Source organism: Syntrophomonas erecta subsp. sporosyntropha (genome assembly GCF_055395365.1).
Genome location: NZ_AP042459.1, coordinates 2,181,254 through 2,200,571 on the forward strand (window position 1 = coordinate 2,181,254; position 19,318 = coordinate 2,200,571).

Annotated in this window: 20 protein-coding genes; all 20 read left to right on the top strand. The window is 45.4% G+C overall.

Features of this window, described 5'->3' with window-relative positions; all coding sequences use genetic code 11:
* Positions 1 to 464 precede the first annotated feature (464 nt).
* The 20 genes from ACZ5Q0_RS10665 to ACZ5Q0_RS10760 all read left to right on the top strand — a co-directional run bounded on the left by ACZ5Q0_RS10665 (position 465) and on the right by ACZ5Q0_RS10760 (position 19,259).
* Entirely contained in the window at positions 465 to 1,037 is a 573-nt protein-coding gene (locus tag ACZ5Q0_RS10665; protein WP_446817998.1) for a hypothetical protein, read from the top strand.
* 5 nt (positions 1,038 to 1,042) lie between these two features.
* A complete protein-coding gene (dxs, locus tag ACZ5Q0_RS10670; protein WP_446817996.1) occupies positions 1,043 to 2,959 on the top strand; it encodes a 1-deoxy-D-xylulose-5-phosphate synthase in 1,917 nt (638 codons plus the stop codon).
* The gene (locus tag ACZ5Q0_RS10675; protein ID WP_446817994.1) at positions 2,946 to 3,752 is read left to right on the top strand and encodes a TlyA family RNA methyltransferase; all 807 of its coding nucleotides are present in this window, start codon (positions 2,946 to 2,948) and stop codon (positions 3,750 to 3,752) included. The genes dxs and ACZ5Q0_RS10675 overlap by 14 nt, the downstream gene beginning before the upstream one ends.
* Before the next feature lie 5 nt (positions 3,753 to 3,757).
* Positions 3,758 to 4,582 (top strand): NAD(+)/NADH kinase, encoded by an 825-nt coding sequence (locus ACZ5Q0_RS10680; RefSeq protein WP_446817993.1) that lies wholly within the window; start codon positions 3,758 to 3,760, stop codon positions 4,580 to 4,582.
* Positions 4,583 to 4,623: 41 nt separating this feature from the next.
* The gene (gene mnmM / locus ACZ5Q0_RS10685) at positions 4,624 to 5,163 is read left to right on the top strand and encodes a tRNA 5-(aminomethyl)-2-thiouridylate-methyltransferase MnmM (RefSeq protein WP_446817992.1); all 540 of its coding nucleotides are present in this window, start codon (positions 4,624 to 4,626) and stop codon (positions 5,161 to 5,163) included.
* Positions 5,160 to 5,609 (top strand): arginine repressor, encoded by a 450-nt coding sequence (argR, locus tag ACZ5Q0_RS10690; protein ID WP_446817991.1) that lies wholly within the window; start codon positions 5,160 to 5,162, stop codon positions 5,607 to 5,609. Before mnmM ends, argR begins: the two co-directional genes overlap by 4 nt.
* An 18-nt stretch (positions 5,610 to 5,627) precedes the next feature.
* Entirely contained in the window at positions 5,628 to 7,304 is a 1,677-nt protein-coding gene (gene recN, locus ACZ5Q0_RS10695; protein WP_446817990.1) for a DNA repair protein RecN, read from the top strand.
* Positions 7,305 to 7,615: 311 nt separating this feature from the next.
* A complete protein-coding gene (locus ACZ5Q0_RS10700; protein WP_446817988.1) occupies positions 7,616 to 7,975 on the top strand; it encodes a Lin0512 family protein in 360 nt (119 codons plus the stop codon).
* Positions 7,976 to 8,142: 167 nt separating this feature from the next.
* Complete coding sequence (locus ACZ5Q0_RS10705; RefSeq protein ID WP_446817987.1) at positions 8,143 to 9,111, top strand: thiamine pyrophosphate-dependent dehydrogenase E1 component subunit alpha; 969 nt, start codon at positions 8,143 to 8,145, stop codon at positions 9,109 to 9,111.
* A gap of 27 nt (positions 9,112 to 9,138) precedes the next feature.
* Positions 9,139 to 10,113, top strand: coding sequence for an alpha-ketoacid dehydrogenase subunit beta (locus ACZ5Q0_RS10710; protein ID WP_446817986.1), 975 nt, complete (start codon positions 9,139 to 9,141; stop codon positions 10,111 to 10,113).
* 65 nt (positions 10,114 to 10,178) lie between these two features.
* The gene (locus tag ACZ5Q0_RS10715; protein WP_446817985.1) at positions 10,179 to 11,186 is read left to right on the top strand and encodes an ATP-NAD kinase family protein; all 1,008 of its coding nucleotides are present in this window, start codon (positions 10,179 to 10,181) and stop codon (positions 11,184 to 11,186) included.
* Between the two features lie 15 nt (positions 11,187 to 11,201).
* Positions 11,202 to 12,359 (top strand): dihydrolipoamide acetyltransferase family protein, encoded by a 1,158-nt coding sequence (locus ACZ5Q0_RS10720; protein WP_447182526.1) that lies wholly within the window; start codon positions 11,202 to 11,204, stop codon positions 12,357 to 12,359.
* 233 nt (positions 12,360 to 12,592) lie between these two features.
* A complete protein-coding gene (locus ACZ5Q0_RS10725; protein WP_446817983.1) occupies positions 12,593 to 12,940 on the top strand; it encodes a carboxymuconolactone decarboxylase family protein in 348 nt (115 codons plus the stop codon).
* Positions 12,941 to 13,019: 79 nt separating this feature from the next.
* On the top strand, positions 13,020 to 13,703 hold the full coding sequence (gene lipB / locus ACZ5Q0_RS10730; protein WP_446817982.1) for a lipoyl(octanoyl) transferase LipB: 684 nt from the start codon (positions 13,020 to 13,022) through the stop codon (positions 13,701 to 13,703).
* Complete coding sequence (gene lipA / locus ACZ5Q0_RS10735) at positions 13,700 to 14,578, top strand: lipoyl synthase (protein WP_446817981.1); 879 nt, start codon at positions 13,700 to 13,702, stop codon at positions 14,576 to 14,578. Before lipB ends, lipA begins: the two co-directional genes overlap by 4 nt.
* 4 nt (positions 14,579 to 14,582) lie before the next feature.
* Positions 14,583 to 15,005: a glycine cleavage system protein H gene (locus tag ACZ5Q0_RS10740; protein WP_446817980.1), complete on the top strand. Its 423-nt coding sequence runs from the start codon at positions 14,583 to 14,585 to the stop codon at positions 15,003 to 15,005.
* A gap of 60 nt (positions 15,006 to 15,065) precedes the next feature.
* Complete coding sequence (locus ACZ5Q0_RS10745; protein WP_446817979.1) at positions 15,066 to 16,517, top strand: FAD-binding oxidoreductase; 1,452 nt, start codon at positions 15,066 to 15,068, stop codon at positions 16,515 to 16,517.
* On the top strand, positions 16,517 to 17,680 hold the full coding sequence (locus ACZ5Q0_RS10750; protein ID WP_447182527.1) for a (Fe-S)-binding protein: 1,164 nt from the start codon (positions 16,517 to 16,519) through the stop codon (positions 17,678 to 17,680). Before ACZ5Q0_RS10745 ends, ACZ5Q0_RS10750 begins: the two co-directional genes overlap by 1 nt.
* A 211-nt stretch (positions 17,681 to 17,891) precedes the next feature.
* Positions 17,892 to 18,194: a DUF6506 family protein gene (locus ACZ5Q0_RS10755; protein ID WP_447182528.1), complete on the top strand. Its 303-nt coding sequence runs from the start codon at positions 17,892 to 17,894 to the stop codon at positions 18,192 to 18,194.
* 75 nt (positions 18,195 to 18,269) lie between these two features.
* The gene (locus ACZ5Q0_RS10760) at positions 18,270 to 19,259 is read left to right on the top strand and encodes a lipoate--protein ligase family protein (protein WP_447182529.1); all 990 of its coding nucleotides are present in this window, start codon (positions 18,270 to 18,272) and stop codon (positions 19,257 to 19,259) included.
* The last annotated feature ends 59 nt before the right edge of the window (positions 19,260 to 19,318 follow it).

Sequence of the window (19,318 nt, forward strand, 5' to 3'; positions counted from 1 at the left end):
CATGCGGAGTCTGTCCCCTCATCCGCGGAGGCTTATGCCGCCCCTTAGGTGGTATAAGAAAACCTGCATTTGGTTAAAGCTGGGTGCAGTGTAGCCTGCCTTGAGTGGTTGCGGCGAATGAGCATAAAGGGTAGCAATTATCCAGGCCAGGATAGTGTTATCTGCTCTGAAACCGTATACTGCAAAAGAGGCTAGAAATTGATGTGGGTTGTCGAGGAAAACTCCTAGACTGTGTGTCGTATGGCACGATTTATTGGGGATTAAAGTGTGTACTAAGTGGTAATCCAGCCTCATACCTGGTAACGGGATGAAGTGGACATAAAGGGAAACCGCCCATCTGGCAACAGTTGGGTGTTCCACTGGGAAAACCTGCTGGACCTAAGTCGCAGCGTTTACTCAATAAATAACCTTTTGCCAGACCTGCTTTTTGTTTTAGATTTTGTTACCAGGAGGAAGTCTACCTCTTGTTCAAACATATTAAGAAGAGTAATTTTATAGCTGGTGCGGTGGTAGCTTTTGTTACATTTTTTATTGCTCTGCTGGTTAGTCTGGGGTCAGAAGCCCTGATCAGAGCAGTCAATAGCGTAGGTATAGCTATCATTCTTTTGTTGGTAATTATCCTTTTGGGGATATTTTTTGATATTATAGGAACAGCGGCAACAGCCGCCCAGATGCCGCCTTTTAATGCCAGGGCGGCAAAAAAAATATTTGGAGCTAATCAGGCGGTTAAAATAACCCGTAATGCCAGCCGGGTAGCTAATCTTTGCAATGATGTTATAGGAGATATTGCCGGAACTTTAAGTGGTGCAATTGGAGCGGTGATAGTAGCCCGCCTGGTAGGAATATTTTCGTTTCTTGATTTGGTATTATCGGGAGCTGTGATGACCAGCCTGATAGCTGCATTGACGGTGGGGGGTAAGGCATTGGGGAAAGGCCTGGCAGTTGAGCATGCCAATAGTATTATTTTTCGGGTAGCAGTAGTTATGGCCTGGTGGGAAAGCCTGACCGGGGTGGAGTTGTTTAATAATAGAAGGTGAGCTTAGTGGGGCAATTACTTGACAATATTAATAACCCGCAGGATTTGAAAGATCTCGATAGAAGTAAACTACACCAGGTGGCGGATGAGGTCAGACAGCTTCTAGTGGAAAGTGTTTCCCAATGTGGCGGACACCTGGCTGCTAATTTGGGAGTGGTAGAGCTTACCCTGGCCCTGCATTATGTCTTTTCTACTCCGGTAGATAAGATTATATGGGATGTGGGCCATCAAAGTTATGTACATAAGATTTTAACTGGTAGACGGGGGGCTATGCACAGCCTCAGGCAATATGGGGGAATGAGTGGCTTCCCTAAAGGGGAAGAATCACCTCATGATGCGTTTAATACCGGGCATAGCAGTACCTCCATATCTGCGGCTTTGGGACTAGCTTTGGCCCGTGACCTCAAACAGGAAGATAATTCTGTAATAGCCGTTATTGGGGATGGAGCTCTTACTGGTGGTATGGCTTTTGAAGCCCTTAATCATGCCGGACATGAAGGACGGGATATGATCGTGGTTCTAAACGATAACGAAATGTCTATTTCCCGTAATGTAGGTGCCTTATCCGGTTATTTAAATCGCCTCCGTACTGATCCTTCCTATTCCCGTACCAAAGAGGAAATCGAGGGAGCTCTGAACCGAATCCCTGGTATCGGACCTAATCTAGCCCGGGCAGCCGGGCGATTTAAAGGTATGGTAAAATATTTAATGGTTCCCGGACTTATTTTTGAGGAATTGGGATTTACCTATATTGGTCCCGTAAATGGACATAATCTGGACGAGCTGATTACGGTTTTGACTAATACCCGTCGTATGAAGGGCCCGGTATTGGTGCATGCCATTACGCAGAAGGGCAGAGGTTATGAACCGGCCCGTAAAAACCCCGATCTGTTTCATGGAGTAGGGCCGTTTGATATTCATACGGGTCAACCAGTAAAAAAAGCTGTAAAAACCTACACTGAGGTCTTCGGTGAGTCCCTGGAAAAACTGGCCCGGGAGGATAAGCGGATCGTGGCTATTACTGCAGCTATGGCGGCAGGAACTGGATTGAACAAGTTTGCCCGGCAATTCCCGGAAAGGTTTTTTGATGTAGGTATATGTGAGCAGCATGCTGTAACTATGGCGGCGGGAATGGCCCGGGAAGGCCTGCGGCCGGTGATCGCCATATATTCAACCTTTCTGCAGCGCGCTTACGATCAAATTGTCCATGATGTAGCCTTACAGAAACTACCGGTAGTATTTGCCGTGGATAGGGCCGGTCTGGTAGGTGATGATGGTCCCACCCATCATGGAGTTTTTGATTTATCTTATTTACGTTCCGTACCACATATGACAGTTATGGCCCCATCTGATGAAAATGAACTGGCTGATATGCTTTATACATCTTTTAATATAGATGGACCAGTAGCTATACGTTACCCCCGGGGAGCTGGTGAGGGAGTTCCTGTATCTGACCAGAGGACCAGATTAGAGATAGGACAGGGAATTAGTATTAAAGAGGGTGAAGACCTGGGGATTATAGCAGTAGGTCGGGGTGTTTCTATCGCCTGTGATGTAGCCAATTTATTGGAACAGGAAGGTATATCGGTATCTCTAATTAATGCCAGGTTTGTAAAACCTCTTGATATAGGAATGATATGCCGCCTGGCTCTACGAAATCATCGCTTGGTTACTATAGAGGATAATACCCTGCCAGGTGGTTTTGGAAGTGCTATTGTTGAAACCTTACAAGACCATGGTATTAATGTGGATGTTTTGCGTATAGGTATTCCCGATGAATTTGTTGATCATGGTAAAGTTGATTTATTGTTTGAATATTTAAATATGAATCCCGCATCGATTTTAGAGGCAGTGGTTAGCCGCTGGCCGGAACTGGTTCACAAAAAAAGGGGCTGGGGGTTATTAAATATTGGCAAAAGTTAGGGTAGATATACTGGTTTATTCGCGTGGATTAGCTCCCAGCCGGGAGAAAGCCCGGGCTATGGTATTGGCCGGGGAAGTTATGGTAAATGGAGTCCGGGTAGATAAACCTGGTACTCCGGTTGATGAAAGGGTTAGTATTGACATACACAGCTCGACTCCACGTTATGTTAGCCGGGGAGGAATAAAACTGGAAAAGGCCCGGGTTGATTTTCAGGTAGATTTTACCGGCCAGGTAGTTATGGATGTGGGTGCATCTACTGGAGGGTATACTGATTGTGCCTTGCAGCAGGGGGCAAACCGGGTATATGCTATAGATGTCGGATATGGTCAGTTAGACTGGAGTCTACGTCAGAATCCCCGGGTTATAAATATGGAGCGTACCAATATTCGCTATTTAACTCAGGAAGACCTGCCTGAAAAGGTGGATATTATAACTATTGATGTTTCTTTTATTTCTACCCGCCTTGTCTTCCCAGTAGTCAAACAGTTTATGAAGCCGGATGCCTGCGTTATATCCCTTATTAAACCACAATTTGAAGCAGGTAAAGATAAGGTAGGCAAAAAAGGAGTCGTCCGGGACCAGCAGGTACATGAACAGGTACTTTTGGACAGCATTGATATTGCGCAAAAAGAGGGTCTGAATTGCAGGGGAGTTACCTTTTCTCCAATCACCGGGCCCCAGGGTAATATAGAGTTTTTTATTCTTTTAAGAAAAGATGAAGAGCCCCTGGATAATATCGAAAAGGTAGTGCAAAAGGTCGTAACAAAAGCTCACAATCAGCTGGGAGGGTAAAAAAGGTGAAGGTTCTCCTGGTGACCAACCGATACAAAAAAGAAACCACTACGGTAGGACAACAGATAGTTGAAAGGCTTAAAACCCGGGGACTTAAAGTGGAGATAGATGACGGGAAAAATAGTCATGAATACCATGACAGGTATTTTGACCGGGTCATCGTAGTGGGGGGAGACGGAACCATATTAAGGGCGGCCCGTAATTATGCACGCCTGGAAGTACCTGTATTAGGTGTAAACATGGGTACGGTAGGGTTTCTTAGCAGTATAGAGGTTTATGAGTTGGATCAATATATCGACCAATTCCTGGGGGAGCAGTATGGTTTAGAGGAAAGGCTAATGCTGGCGGTAGATATTTATAATAATGGTCTTGGGGCAGTCCAGGGGATTTGTTTAAATGAAGTGGTTCTTAGGAGCACGACCCCGCGGATGATGAGTTTTGATATAGATATTGCCGGAGAATCAGCGGGAATTTTCCGGGGGGACGGTATTATTATAGCTACACCTACCGGCTCTACTGCTTATTCCCTGTCATCGGGGGGACCCATTGTTGATCCTGATCTGGAGGCTATTATAATTACTCCCATTGCCTCACATATTATCAGTAAACGCCCCTTGGTAATAAAGCCTGACCAGGATATTGTTCTTCGTTTAAAGGACTGTTGTGAGAGTATTATATGCCTGGATGGCCAGGTGAAATACCCGTTGGAAGCGAATCAGAGTGTTAGGATAACCCGGGCCCCGTATAAGTTTAAGTTGGTTAATTTAAAACAAAACTCATTTTTCAGTAATATTGATGCCCGGCTGAGAAGGAGTGAAGGGTTGTTTTAGGCAGTAAGGGTTTTAAGAATGCAGTCAATTTATCTCACCTGATGATTGAACCAATAGTACAGAATGGGGATATGGTGGTTGATGCTACCTGTGGTAATGGAAACGATACCTTGTTTTTGGCCGGTCTGGTAGGTGGGCAAGGTCGGGTATTTGCTTTTGATATTCAGGAATTAGCCATCACCAATACTCGTCAGCGCTTATTACGGCACGGAGTTCTATCCCGGGTAAAATTAATTCAATGCAATCATACCGATATAGCCCTTCATCTGGATACCCCGGTTCGAGCCTGTATGTTTAACTTAGGTTACCTGCCGGGGGGCAATCATGCCATCACTACCCAACCCAAGGAAACTATACAGGCCCTTAATATATGTATAAACAGGCTCCTGGAGGGTGGAATAATAACAGTAGTCACTTATCCTGGTTACCAGGCAGGAAGGGAAGAAATGGTTTTAGTAGAAGAATATTTACAGAGTCTGTCCCAGCAGGAGTTTGAGGTAGTATCAATGCACTTTGTTAATCAAAAAAACTATCCCCCGAGGTTATTAATAATAAAAAAACTGGGTGGAGGTAGGGTATGAAATCGCGCCGACATTTTATGATTATGGATATTATAGCCAACCAGCGTGTGGCTACCCAGGAGGAGCTTTGCGAAGCACTGCGTACTAGTGGCTTTGATGTGACCCAGGCTACCGTATCGCGGGATATTAAGGAATTACACCTGATTAAGGTTCCTGATGATCAGGGTTATCATTACGCATTGCCGGATGCTACTACTTTATCTCGTTCCCGGGAGCGTATGAAAAGGGTGTTCAGGGATAATGTAATGTCCATGGACTTTAGTGAGAATTTGATTGTGATAAAGACCTTACCCGGCGGGGCTCAAGCGGTGGCTTCAGTTATAGATACTTCAGAATGGCTTAGCATATTGGGAACAGTAGCCGGGGATGATACTATTTTTGTAGCAGTTAAAACAAAACAAGCAGTCCAGGATGTTTTAGAGGAGTTTAGAGAGCTGATATCCTAATAAATGGGGTTGAGGATCGTGCTAGTTGAGATTTTTATCCAAAATTTCGTGCTTATTGATGATCTGCGCCTGGAGCTTGGGCCGGGCCTAAACGTTCTAACTGGTGAGACCGGGGCAGGCAAGTCCATCATTATCGATGCTCTAGGATTAATAATGGGCGATCGTATGAAAAGCGAATACATACGGGATAGCAGTCGCAAGACCGTAATAGAGGCAGTATTTGATATTCACGGTTATGAGGAAATGTGTCTTTTTTTGATTGAGAAAGGTCTGCTGGGGGCAGAGGAAACTACTCTTATTATTAGTCGTGAGGTTTTGCCTAGTGGGAGAAGTTCAGCCCGAATTAATGGTCGCAACCTACCAATTAGCAGCTTAAAGATCTTAATGACTAATCTGGTCGATCTCCATGTTCAGCATGATCAACTGCAGGTTTTAAAACCGGAACGGTATTTACAATATGTGGATAGTTTTAATGTGCAAACGGAAGAACGATTAGGTAAGGTAAAAGATCTCTATAACCGTTGGCGTAGTGCTCAACAAAAATTAGATCAACTTCAATCATCCCAAAATCACCAGGCTCAACGGATTGATTTTTTATCCTATCAAATTAAGGAACTGGAAGAGGCCGGGTTAAAGGCCGGGGAAGAAGAGGAACTGCAGGAACTGCGGGGGCGAATTAGTAATGCAGCCCAGCTTTTGGCGGGGGGGCAAAAACTACTCTCCCTGTTGTACCGGTCTGATCATGTTAATAGTGCCTATGATCAGATTGCTATGGCTCTGGATACGGTTAGAAGTTTACAATCAGAATCTTTTTTTCAGGGGCTGGTAAAACCCCTGGAAGAGATGTACTATCGTTTAGAAGATATGGCCGCTCAAATTTCTCCCTATCTTGATGGTCTTGATTTTGATCCGGGGTTATTAGATGAAGTAGAAGGTCGCTTACATGAAATTGAGAGACTTAAATCAAAATACGGAAATAATGTGGAAGAAATACTCGCTTATTTAAATGAGGCCCGGAGTGAACTGGAAGAATTACAGGCGGGAGGATTGCAAAAAGAGCAGTTGGAACAGGAAGTTGACCAACTATCAAAAATATATCATAAAGAGGCTAATTATCTTACCGAAGCCCGGAAGGAAGGGGCGCAGTTGCTGGAGCAGATGGTTCATAAGGAGCTTCAGGAATTGCATATGCCCCATATACAGTTTATGGTTAGTATAGATACCCGAAGTAAACCCGGGCCAGCAGGATTAGACCAGATTGATTTCCTGTTTTCACCTAACCCGGGGGAGGAAATGCAGCCCCTGGCCCGGGTAGCTTCTGGGGGAGAAATTTCTCGTTTTGTTCTGGCTCTGAAAAAAGCCCTGGCACAGGTATACCATGTTCCTACTTTAATTTTTGATGAAATTGATGTGGGAGTAGGGGGAAGTGCCCTGGCGGCTATGGCTATAAAACTTAAGGAATTCTCCGTTAGTCATCAGATTATTCTGGTGACCCATGCACCTCAGGTGGCCAGTTATGCGGATCATCATTATCTAATAGAAAAGTCTATAAAAAATGGACAAACCTTTACCGGGGTGCGTTTACTGGCTGGAGAAGAACATATCCGGGAGATAGCCCGCATGCTTGGAGGGGAGCTTTTTTCGGAGATTACCCTGCAGCATGCCCGGGAAATGGTTCTTCAGGCCGACGAATAATTGTAACATGATAGTTACAATTATGGTATTATTGCAACACTGATGTAACAATATGGGTACAAAATCAGGTTTAAAACCCGAGGATTTTTTTAGTGTTATTTATAATGGATGAAAATGGGGATAAGTACAAAAGGATGCTTAATAGGCCAAATTAACGGCATAAGTAAATATAAATCGGTTTTTTAAAACAGCCTTGGCTTAACCGCCAGGCTATTTTTTTTACTCTTTTTCGGAGCTGGCATGGTTTTTGCGATATATAAGTGTAGTAAATCGACAGTAGATCGGCAACCAAAACCAGGGGGTGTAATAGAATGGCCTTAAAACGTTTTGTGGTAGAGGTAGGAATGGGTATGGATCTGCATGGTGGGGATGTTACCAATGCAGCCTGTAAAGCAGTTAAAGACGCTGTATCACATAGCTGTCTGGCTGGAACTATTGATATTATCGGTCTTAAAACCCCTGACCAGATGCATGTTCATATTAAACTGGGATGTCCGTACCCTGATAAGGTCGATACCCGGGCAGTGGAAAAAGCGGTTCCTTTTGGTTCAACCGAAATAGAGGTGGTTCCGGGAGGATTAACAGTGAAGGGGCTTGATCTACCGCAACTAGGTGAAGGTGATACTATTGTAGCGGCTCTGGCGGCACTTACTGTTTATGTAGATGTCTGACCGGGGGTATATATTTCCCCGGAGAAACTATAATCTTAAACCCGTTATATTCAACTTTATACCGGAAAAACAGGCAGATTAAGAAAGGAGGCGAGTTCCAGATTATATTTTTTAGGGCAGGGTTGGTGCTGTAGGACAAAAATCGGAATAAAGGGAGGTCAAACGAGATGAAACTTTCGAAAGAAAAGTTGCTTGAGCTCTACAAGACCATGGTAACTATCAGGACTTTTGAGTTAAAGGCGATTGAACTGTTTGCCGCTGGAAAATTCCCAGGCTTTGTGCATAGTTATTTGGGAGAAGAAGCGGTAGCCACCGGGGTATGTGCAACCCTGGAGACCAAGGACTATATTACCAGCACCCACCGTGGACACGGACACTTGATTGCCAAAGGCGGCAATATCGACTTGATGATGGCGGAGCTATATGGTAAGAAAACTGGATATTGTAAAGGAAAAGGAGGTTCCATGCATATTGCTGATGTAGAACTGGGTATTTTAGGGGCCAACGGTATAGTTGGAGCAGGTATGCCCATTGCAACTGGAGCCGCTTTTGCTTGTAAATACAACGAAACTGATGCTGTAGCGGTGTCCTTCTTCGGTGATGGTGCTTCTGACCGGGCTACTTTCCATGAGTCCCTTAACCTGGGCTCTATCTGGAAACTGCCTGTTGTTTATGTATGTGAGAATAATGGCTGGGCTATTTCCAATGCGCAAGAAACGCACCAGAACATTACGGATATATCCGATAGGGCAACTGCCTATGGTATCCCCGGAGTATCTGTAGACGGCAATGATGTTATTGCTGTATATGAAGCAGCTGCCGAAGCAGTAGAGAGAGCCAGACGGGGGGATGGCCCCAGTCTGATCGAATGCAAAACCTGGAGACATCGTGGTCACTTTGAAGGTGATCCTGCTACTTATAAAGATCCGAAAGATCAAGAGGAGTGGTTATCAGATAAAAAGGATCCCATTCCTCGTATGGAAAAGAAATTGCTGGATCTCAAATTTGCAACCGCCGAGGATTTCGCCCAGATTAAAGCCGAGGTAGCGGCCAAAATACATGCGGCGGTTAAGTTTGCGGAAAGCAGTCTGGACCCTGATCCTGCCGAAGTATTGACGGATGTCTATGCCGACTAATTTCTGGAGAGAAAGGGTGATATTAAGATGGCACTTATGACATATATGGAAGCTATAAGGGATGGAATGCGGGTAGAAATGAAAAGAGACCCTAATGTTTATCTAGCCGGCGAAGACGTAGCACAGTTCGGAGGGTGTTTTGGTGTTACGGCAGGTCTATATGATGAGTTTGGACCGAAAAGGGTCATGAACACTCCTATAAGTGAGGCAGCTATTGTTGGGCATGCTGTCGGTGCTGCTGCTGCCGGCCTGCGTCCCATGGTTGAGATTATGTTTGTAGATTTTATGGGCTGCTGCATGGATGAACTATTTAACCAGGCTGCCAAGATGCGCTATATGTTTGGTGGAAAAGCCAAAGTTCCTATGGTAGTACGTACACCATGCGGAGCCGGTTTGGGAGCTGCCGCCCAGCATTCCCAGTCCGTTGAAGCCTGGTTTACCCATATTCCAGGAGTAAAGACAGTTATGCCCTCAACTCCTGCCGATGCCAAAGGATTAATAATGGCAGCTGTACGTGATGATAACCCGGTCGTTTATATCGAGCACAAACAGCTTTTAGGGTTATCTGGAGAAGTACCCGAAGGAGACAATGGATTGGTACCCCTGGGCAAGGCTGACATCAAACGGTCCGGCTCCGACGTAACTATTGTAGCATGGTCCTGGATGTTGCAAAAGGCCTTGGCCGCAGCAGAACAATTAGCCGGGAAAGGGATTAATGCTGAGGTGTTGGATCCTCGTACTTTAATACCCCTGGATAAAGATGCCATATTAAAATCAGTAGCTAAGACAGGTAAACTGGTTATTGTTCATGAGGAAGTAAAGACCAGCGGCTTTGGTGGGGAAATTGCTGCCATAGTTGTAGATGGGGGATTTGATTATCTGGATGCACCTATTAAACGGGTAGCACCTCCTGATACTCCTATTCCATTCAGCCCGGTGCTAGAGCAGGCTTATATCCCGGGTGAAGATGATATTATCAAGGCGGTTGAAGCTTTGTTTTAATAATGCGGCCCGGCGGGTATAGTTCACCCGCCGGCCAGCTTCCTCTATCAGGGAGGAGAAATGATATGGCGACAGTCGGAATTATAGCTAATCCAGCTTCCGGTAAAGATATTCGCCGTCTGGTGGCTTATGGTACTACTTTTGATAATCTACAAAAGGTAAGCATTGTTCGGCGAGCTGTATTAGGGATGGCCGAAGCAGGAGTTGATCACCTAATTTATATGCCGGATTATTACAATATTGTTCCCCGGGCACTAGACGGTTTATGGAAGCGCCACCATATAGATATGAAAATAGAAGAAGCTGATATCGAAATGACGGCTACCCAGATTGATTCTGCCCGAGCGGCTGAGAAAATGCAAAAATCCGGAGTGGACTGTATTATTACTCTGGGTGGTGATGGGACCAACCGTATGGTAGCTAAGGGATGCAAAGATATTCCTTTGGTGCCGGTTTCCACAGGAACCAACAATGTATTTCCCCAGATGGTGGAAGGGACTATTGCCGGTCTGGCTGCAGGTGCGGTGGCCCGGGGCTTGGTGGAAGGAGACCAGGCTGTTATGCCCACCAAGCGCCTGGAGATTCTAAAAGATGGGGAATTAGTTGATATAGCCCTGGTTGATGCAGTAGTTATTAAAGATGCTTTTGTTGGTTCACGGGCTATATGGGATGAAGAAAGTATCGACAAAGTGGTGGTTACCCGCGGAGAACCGGATTGTATAGGTATATCTTCCATTGCTGGTAACTTAAAACCAGTGAGTATTCATGATAAAGAGGGCCTGTTTTTACAGATAGGACCTGGTCCTGTCACAGTTAACGCTCCTATTGCACCAGGATTAATAAGGCCGGTTGAGATAAAAAGTTACCGCACCATTGATGTGGGAGAAGAATTCCCGATTACCAGCGGATTTTCAGTGATAGCCTTGGATGGGGAGCGTGAAGTGGAATCCCGTGAGGAGGAAACCTATTACATCCGGCTTACCTATAACGGCCCGCGTGTAGTTAATGTCAAGGAGGCTTTGGGACAGGCGGTGCTCAAAGGGTATGCCATCAGCCACAATATACCCGATTAAAGGAGGCGCTTTTTGATGGCAGTGGAGATAACTATGCCCAAATTGGGCTTATCAATGAAAACAGGTACAGTCAGTAAATGGCTTAAGAATGAAGGTGACCAGGTAAAAAAGGGTGATCCGCTACTTGAAGTTATGACAGAGAAAATCACTAACAAGGTGGAAGCACCTGGTGATGGAGTTCTATTAAAAATAGTGGCTGCCAAAGGAGCTAAGTTACCCATCGGAGCATTACTAGGGGTTATTGGTGCACAAGGGGAGGATATTTCTGCTATTCTGGCCCAGGCATCAGTAGGAACTAAATCAGCAGGGGCACCAGCTTCTGGTGATAAGAGTAATGTAAAAATTTCTCCGCGGGCCCGTAAACTGGCCGAGGAAAATGGTTTGGATATTGGGAAAATAACGGGAACTGGTCCAGAAGGGCGTATTACTCGCGAGGATGTGGAAAAAGCCATAGAAGAAGGAACCGCAGCGGTTGATGACCGCCCGGCTCTGGAGGTTATTCCTTATGAAGGGATGAGAAGAGCTATCGGTGACAATATGGCCAACAGTTGGGTGACTAATGCTAAAGTTACCCACCATGTGAGCGTGGATATGTCACAATTATTAGCCCTTCGGAAATCGGTCAATGAAGGTAAAAAAGACCGGGATAAAATTTCGGTCACTGCCTTGTTGACGAAAGCAGTAGCACGGGCTTTAGAGATTAAGCCTTATATGAATTCCACCCTAGATGGGGAAGAGATTGAGATCCTTAAAGAAATTAATATCGGCATGGCTGTGGCTCTGGATGATGGGCTGATAGTACCGGTAATCAGGGATGCTAATAGCAAACGCCTGGAGGAGGTTAGCTGGGAAATTCAGGATCTGGCTAAACGGGGGCGGCGTAATAAACTAACCCCGGATGAAATGACTGGTGCTACTTTCACTATTACTAATCTGGGAGCTTATGGTTCAGTGGATGCATTTACCCCCATTATTAATCTTCCCGAAGCAGCTATATTGGGGGTATGCCGTACGGTGGACCGGCCGGTAGTGGCAGATGGTCAGATTGTTATAAGACCAGTAATGGGGTTATCACTTTCCTTTGACCATCGTATTATCGATGGGGCTCCGGCAGCGGAGTTCCTCAAAGTTCTTATTGATCTTATAGAAAGCCCTCATAAAATATTTATCTAGCCTTTATAATTCCTGGAACTCTGGTGGTGGTAAGGAAAACCTGATGGAATTTTGTACAGGCGGTTTGTTTACCTGATAGCGAAATAGATCCATATATATGATTGAAAAAAAGACATGAATATGGGTACTCCGTAAAAATAGCATGATTTAGAGGTTCCCTTACCACCAGGGTTTACCATAATAGAACATTATGGGGAAGATGGGTATTTTAAACTACATTAGGGAGGTAGAAAATGATGGCAATCGACTCCAATGAATTAATGGCTGAACTGGGAGAAGGTATGGTAGCACTAGGAGAAGAATCCCCCGAGTTAATGGATGCTTTTGTGCAGATGGATAATGCGGCCTATATCGAAGGAGAGTTAGAACGGAAATATAAAGAGCTGATCGGATTAGGTATAGCGGTGGCGGTTCGCTGTAAATATTGTATGAACATTCATGTAAAACAGGCCCTAAATGAAGGTGCCAACCGGGAAGAAATTCTGGAAGCTGCGGCTGTAGGGGTAGCCTTTGGCGGGTCACCATCCATGTCCGAGGTGGCTACCACAGTTATGCAGGCTTTAGAAGCGTTTGGTGCTTGATAAATAATGGATTAATCTTAAGGAATACCATTAAATAAATGGTTTTATATGTAGAAAAAAGTTTACAGGGGATGATGGGATGACCAGGAAAATTTACTGCCTGGAGGCCGGGCTACAGCCATATGATGAAATGTTTACCCTGCAGCAGAAGTTAAATCAGGCCCGCAGAAAGGACGAAATTCCGGATGTGGTTATCTTTTTGCAGCATCATCCCTGCTATACTATCGGCCGGAAAGGCGGTTCCAATCATATATTGGTAGGTACCGATTTTCTTAAACAACATGGCATAAGCGTATATGAAACAGACCGGGGAGGAGATATTACTTATCATGGTCCGGGGCAGTTAGTTTGTTATCCTATTTTAGACCTTAATAACTATGGACGTGATGTCCATGTATATGCTCGCAAATTGGAAGAGGTGCTGATCAATACCCTGGGCAGCTTTGGAATTGCCGCTTTCCGAAAACCTGGTTACCCCGGGGTATGGCTCCCGGCAGGCAAAATAGGATTTATGGGTATTGCCATCGACAAATGGGTAACCATGCATGGGGTATCTCTTAATGTTTGCCCATCTATGCATCATTTTGCCGGCATCATTCCCTGTGGATTAAAAGTCCCGGTAACCTCGATGGAGGAGGCTTTGGGCAGGTCTGTTGAGGTAGATCAGGTAATCAAAAGAATGTGTACCCATTTTGGAGATACGTTTGCAGTCCAGTGGCAGACTATTGACCTGCCAACACTAAGGGAGATGGTTTTAGTATGACAGATGAAAGGCCCGAGTGGTTAACAATTCCGGCACCAGAACGGGATGAACTTGACCGGATGCAGAAAATACTGGGTTCTGCTCAACTTCATACCGTTTGTGAAGGGGCTGATTGTCCTAATATCGGGGAATGTTTTGCTAAAAAAACCTGCACCTTTATGATACTGGGCGATGTCTGCACTAGGAATTGCCGTTTCTGTGCTGTGCCCCATGGACGCCCTCAACCAGTTAACCTGGAAGAAGCGGATGCGGTTGCCCTGACTGCCAGTCAACTGGGGCTGCGTCACGTAGTGATTACTTCGGTAACCAGGGATGATCTCCCGGATGGAGGGGCCGGACAATTTGTAGCAACTATTCGCACTTTGCACCAGATGGTGCCTGGTAGCAGTGTGGAAGTACTCATTCCCGATTTTCAGGGTAGCAAGGAGTCGCTTATGGAAGTGATTGAGGCAGGTCCCGATATCATTAACCATAACGTGGAAACCGTACCTAGACTTTATTCACTAGCCCGGCCTCAGGCTCATTATGAACGGTCTTTAGAATTAATTGCACGGGTACACCAGTACGGACAGGGGATTATAACTAAATCTGGTCTGATGTTGGGGCTGGGGGAAACCAGGGAGGAACTTATCAAGGTAATGCAAGATCTGCACCGCTACGGTTGTGATGTACTTACCCTGGGCCAATACCTGCAGCCATCTGAACAGCATTTGCCGGTAAAAGAATATATATCGCCCCAGCAGTTTAACGAGCTGGAAAGTATCGGCAAGGAAATGGGTTTTTTGGAAGTTAATGCCGGACCTCTGGTCAGGAGTTCCTATAATGCTGCCGGGACTTTTGCAAAAATTTGTTCCAGTTTGAAGATTGAGAGGTGATTTAATGGCTACCATTGACAAATATGAAATGCCAGATGAGCTTTACTATACCAAAGATCACGCCTGGGTGAAAGTGGAAGGAGATCTTATCCGTATTGGGATTACCGATTTTATGCAGCAATTAGCTGGTGAAATTACTTTTATCAGGGTACCTAGAGCTAACAAACAGATGCAGCCTGGTAAAACCCTGGCCTCTTTACAGTCGGGCAAGTGGGCCGGCAAAATTCAGGTTCCCATGAGCGGGCAGGTAATAGAGGCTAATAAAGATTTAGTGGGAAATCCGCAAACTCTTAATAATGATCCTTATGGAGAAGGCTGGATTGCGGTTATGAAACCTGATCAGCTGGAAGAAGGTTTGCAAGAATTACTGCAAGGTGAAGAAGCGGCTGCCTGGCTTAAAGAAGAAATTGCCAAACATGCTGAATAGGCCGAAAGTTAGTCTACCAAGCTGGGGGCTTGCAATTAAACTTGCCAGGGAGGGTTGGGTATGAAATCTGAAGTACTAGACAAATTACGTCAGTTGTATGGGGAACGGGCTACTGATTCGCTCCTGGAATGTCGGCTCTACTCTCGGGATCTGGCGCCAGTTCCTAATATTCTCACAGATCCATTGTTTAAAAATACTCCGGATATGGTGGTGGCCCCGGTTGATGCCCGGGAAGTGGCCCAGACCCTGCGCCTGGCCTGGGAAGAGGGCATACCGGTAACCCCCAGAGCAGGGGCTTCTACAGTATACTTTAATACAGTTCCGGCCCGGGGCGGGCTGGTTATGGATCTCAACCGTTTAACCGGAATCGAAGCAATTGATCCGCAGACAATGACTGTTAAGGTACAGGCGGGCACCACCTGGAAACAATTGGATGACACTTTACAACCTCATGGTTATGCCGCCTGTTCTGTTCCTTCTAGTGCTCCTGCGGCATCAGTAGGCGGATGGTTTAGTATGATGGGTTATGGTATAGGCAGTATTAAATATGGCAGTCTACTTTCTCAGATCAGGTCGATTGTGGTAGTTTTGCCTGACGGTAGTTTACGTACCCTTACCCCTGATACCGATCCGCCGCTGCAATGGTTTGCGGCGGCAGAAGGAACCCTGGGAATTGTTACTTCCCTTACCCTGAAGATAAGGAAAGCTAATCAGATGAGCCATTATGTGTTCAAGGTGCCTGATGTACCTACCATGAGCCAATTATTACAATTTTTACAGGATAGTGAACCTGGCCCTTATAATTTACATTATGGTGATAGCTTTTTTAATGAGGGCATGTACCAGCTGGGGCTAGTGCCGGAGGAACTTAAAGGTAGTTGTACGGTAGGAGTAGATTACGAGGGGAGTGACCCTGAGTTACAACAGGCTGAGGCTGGCGTCCAAGAAGCGGTAAACCATTTTAAAGGGGTTAAACTCCTGGCCCAGGAACTAGCCCAACAGGAATGGGATCAACGGTACAAAGCATTACAACTCAAGCGTGGCGGGCCTTCCCAGTTGGGAGGAGAACTATTAATGCCATTAACAGGTTTAGCCGGCTATTTAAAATTGGTAGAAAACCTGGCTAATTCTTATAACATTACGATGATGTCTTATGGGGAAGTAGTTACTCCTGATCAGGTTACAGTTATGACCATGTTTTATGCCGATGAGAGCAAAACCTTTGACTATATTATAGATTTGAGTCTAGTCAAGAAAATACAGGATGCTGGTTACCGGATGGGGGGATGCCCGTATGGAATCGGGTTATGGAATAGCCCTTATGTGAACCGGGTTTACTCTCCTGAAGAATTGAAGGAGTTAAAACGTCGTAAGAAATTATTAGATCCCCGGGGAATAATGAACCCTGCCAAAGTATATGGACCGCCTTTTATCATGAACTCATTTAACTTTGCTATTGGCATGGGAGCTATGGCTGGCTGGCGGCGACTTTTCAGGGGAGGTGGTCGTTAATGAGCGGGCAAAACCAGAACTTTTTTACAACCTTAGAAAATGAAGCCTTGATTTGCGCCCGGTGTGGATCTTGTCGAAGCAGTTGCCCGGTCTATCAGGTTATTGGATGGGAGTCGGCCACACCCCGCGGCAAGATTAGCCTGGCAAAAGATGTTTTTGTTAAAGGAAGCGAGTTGTCCCAACAATTCGTGGAACGGATTAATCAATGTACTTTATGCGGAGCCTGTGGGACGGTTTGTGCTACTTCTATAGATACTCGTAAATTGTGGCTGGAAATAAGGAAAAGGATTGCTGCCCAGGGCCAGGCTCCTAAACCATTCCAACAACTTCGTGATAACCTGGTTAAAAACTATAATATATCTACTTTTCCCAACCAGGATCGTTTGGAATGGTCTCAGGACCTGGATGAAGATTTAGATGATAGAGAGTATTTGCAAGGTGCTGAGGTCTGTTACTTTGTAGGCTGTGTATCTTCCTTTTTTCCCCAGGCAGCTCAAATACCCCTGGCATTAGCAGAAATTTTTACCGAAGCTGACGTTAATTTTACGGTTATGGGCGGTGAAGAATGGTGCTGTGGTTACCCCCTGCTAAGCAGCGGTTTTGTAGAGGATATGTTTCCTTTTATAGAACATAATGTTTCCGCAGTAAAAGAACTAGGGGTATCAACTATGGTTACCAGTTGTTCTACATGTTTTCATGTATGGAAACAGGATTATGCAGGTGCTTTGGAAGGATATCCTCTGGAAATATTGCATAGCACCGAATTCCTATATCGTCTTATTAAAGAGGGCCGTCTTAAGCTGAGTGAACTGGATGAACTGGTAACTTATCATGATCCCTGTGATCTGGGACGTAATGGTGGGGTTTTTGATGCTCCCCGGGAAATAATCAGAAGTATTCCCGGAGTACAATTGGTGGAACTGAAACATAACCGGGAAGAGTCACTCTGCTGTGGCGGTGGAGGTAACCTGCAAAGTGCCGATCCTAAACTGGCTGAACAGATTACTGCCTTACGGGTAAAAGAAATTGAAGAAAGCGGTGCTAGTATCGTAGTATCAGCGTGCCAGCAATGTGAACAAATGCTTTTTAATGCGGTTCGTAAAGCAGGATTAAAGGTGCGGGTAATGGATATAAGCGAGCTGGTACTGGAAGCTATGGAATAGATAATTCTTATGATCCCTATCCGGTAATCTAGGTCGGGTTTTTCCCCCCCTAATTCCTGACCTGGTACCGGGAGGGATATTTATAAAGCTATTTAGGTAAAGTGATACCTAATATTCTGATTTTTTATCAACCTGGGGTTAATTTTCTATATATTAACCAAGCCTTTTCCCTGTTTTAGGTATAAAATTAAAACAAAAAGGAGATGGCAGTATGGCATTAAAAGCGGCATTTATATTTATAGCTCCCGGGGCTGATAGTGATCAGCATCGGTCAATTATTAACACTCCCCAGGTTGAACTTACTACAGTAGGGGTTGCTAACTATGATCAGGCTGAAAAAGTTGCGGTCCAACTGGTGCAACAAGGTGTAGCGGCTATTGAACTATGCGGTGGTTTTGGTGTGGAAGGTACTGCCCAGGTGAAAAAGGCGGTTCAGGGAAAGGCAGTTATTGGAGTAGTACGTTTCGATATTCACCCCGGATTAAATAACCAGAGTGGAGACAGCCTGTTTTAAAGAATGTTTTTTTATTCCGGGTACATCTATCTCGCTACCTGGCTTTTGATAACACTGTTACGGGGAGGAAAACTAGTGGATGTGTATTTACTGGGCGAGATTAGCTGGTGGGAATCCCAGTGTTACTACCACGCTCTGGCCCGGCTTGGTCGGGAAGGTATCATAATATGCTATCCAAACAGTCCCTACATATGCCTGGGAATGCATGATGACCTGGAACAGGAAATTGATCAGGATTATTGTGCCCAACAGGGATTGCCACTTTTACGCAGGGAAACTGGAGGGGGAGTCGTTTACCTGGATAATAACCAGCTTTTTTACCAGGTGGTTCTGCGACGGGATAACCCTCTACTGCCCCTGCGGCGTGATCGTTTTTATCAAAAGGCCCTGGCACCGGCTATAGCTGTTTACCGGCACATGGGCCTACCAGCTGTTTACCGTGCTCCGGCCGATATCACCATTTCCGGAGCCAAATGCTCCGGAAACGGGGCAGGTGACATTGGTGAAGCCGCTGTCTTAGTAGGTAATTTAATGATAAATTTTGATTTTGCAACCATGTGTCAGGTTCTTAAAGTACCTCATGAAACTTATCGTATTCTGCTGCACAAATCCATGCGTAAATATATGACTACTATATCCGACCACCTTTCCTCCCTGCCTGACCAGCGGCAGTTATCAACCTGGCTGGTGAAAGAGTTTAATCGAATATTTGGGGAGATTAATGAAGTTTCTAATGATGAGGAGTTAATAGAGGAGGCTTACCGATGCCAACAGAAGCTAACCTCACCGGAATGGTTGAATTTGTCAGGTAGAAGGACTCCTTACCGATGCATAAAGATTGCTGAGGGAATATACCTTAACCACCTGGTTAGCCAGGAGGGGCTGGATTTAATGGTACTGGTACGGGAGGGGCGGATTGATCAGGTGTATATGGTCCAGGCGGATAAGCTGTGGGCAACTGCACCCGGGTTTAAAGGTCAGAGGTGGGATGCTGATACAATCGAAGGAATTCGATCAGCAGCCGTTAAGGTTAAATATACCCGGCCGGTTTGTTTAGAATACTGATAATGTCCACCATATTGTAGTTTACCGGGTTGATGGGCGGGAAGAGAAGGTCCTGCCAA

Bases quoted from the DNA above. Each gene is read 5' to 3' on its own strand.
- mnmM (WP_446817992.1), top strand. From the start codon at position 4,624: ATGATTGAACCAATAGTACAGAATGGGGATATGGTGGTTGATGCTACC.
- argR (WP_446817991.1), top strand. From the start codon at position 5,160: ATGAAATCGCGCCGACATTTTATGATTATGGATATTATAGCCAACCAG.
- ACZ5Q0_RS10700 (WP_446817988.1), top strand. From the start codon at position 7,616: ATGGCCTTAAAACGTTTTGTGGTAGAGGTAGGAATGGGTATGGATCTG.
- ACZ5Q0_RS10705 (WP_446817987.1), top strand. From the start codon at position 8,143: ATGAAACTTTCGAAAGAAAAGTTGCTTGAGCTCTACAAGACCATGGTA.
- ACZ5Q0_RS10710 (WP_446817986.1), top strand. From the start codon at position 9,139: ATGGCACTTATGACATATATGGAAGCTATAAGGGATGGAATGCGGGTA.
- ACZ5Q0_RS10715 (WP_446817985.1), top strand. From the start codon at position 10,179: ATGGCGACAGTCGGAATTATAGCTAATCCAGCTTCCGGTAAAGATATT.
- ACZ5Q0_RS10720 (WP_447182526.1), top strand. From the start codon at position 11,202: ATGGCAGTGGAGATAACTATGCCCAAATTGGGCTTATCAATGAAAACA.
- ACZ5Q0_RS10725 (WP_446817983.1), top strand. From the start codon at position 12,593: ATGATGGCAATCGACTCCAATGAATTAATGGCTGAACTGGGAGAAGGT.
- lipB (WP_446817982.1), top strand. From the start codon at position 13,020: ATGACCAGGAAAATTTACTGCCTGGAGGCCGGGCTACAGCCATATGAT.
- lipA (WP_446817981.1), top strand. From the start codon at position 13,700: ATGACAGATGAAAGGCCCGAGTGGTTAACAATTCCGGCACCAGAACGG.
- ACZ5Q0_RS10740 (WP_446817980.1), top strand. From the start codon at position 14,583: ATGGCTACCATTGACAAATATGAAATGCCAGATGAGCTTTACTATACC.
- ACZ5Q0_RS10745 (WP_446817979.1), top strand. From the start codon at position 15,066: ATGAAATCTGAAGTACTAGACAAATTACGTCAGTTGTATGGGGAACGG.
- ACZ5Q0_RS10750 (WP_447182527.1), top strand. From the start codon at position 16,517: ATGAGCGGGCAAAACCAGAACTTTTTTACAACCTTAGAAAATGAAGCC.
- ACZ5Q0_RS10755 (WP_447182528.1), top strand. From the start codon at position 17,892: ATGGCATTAAAAGCGGCATTTATATTTATAGCTCCCGGGGCTGATAGT.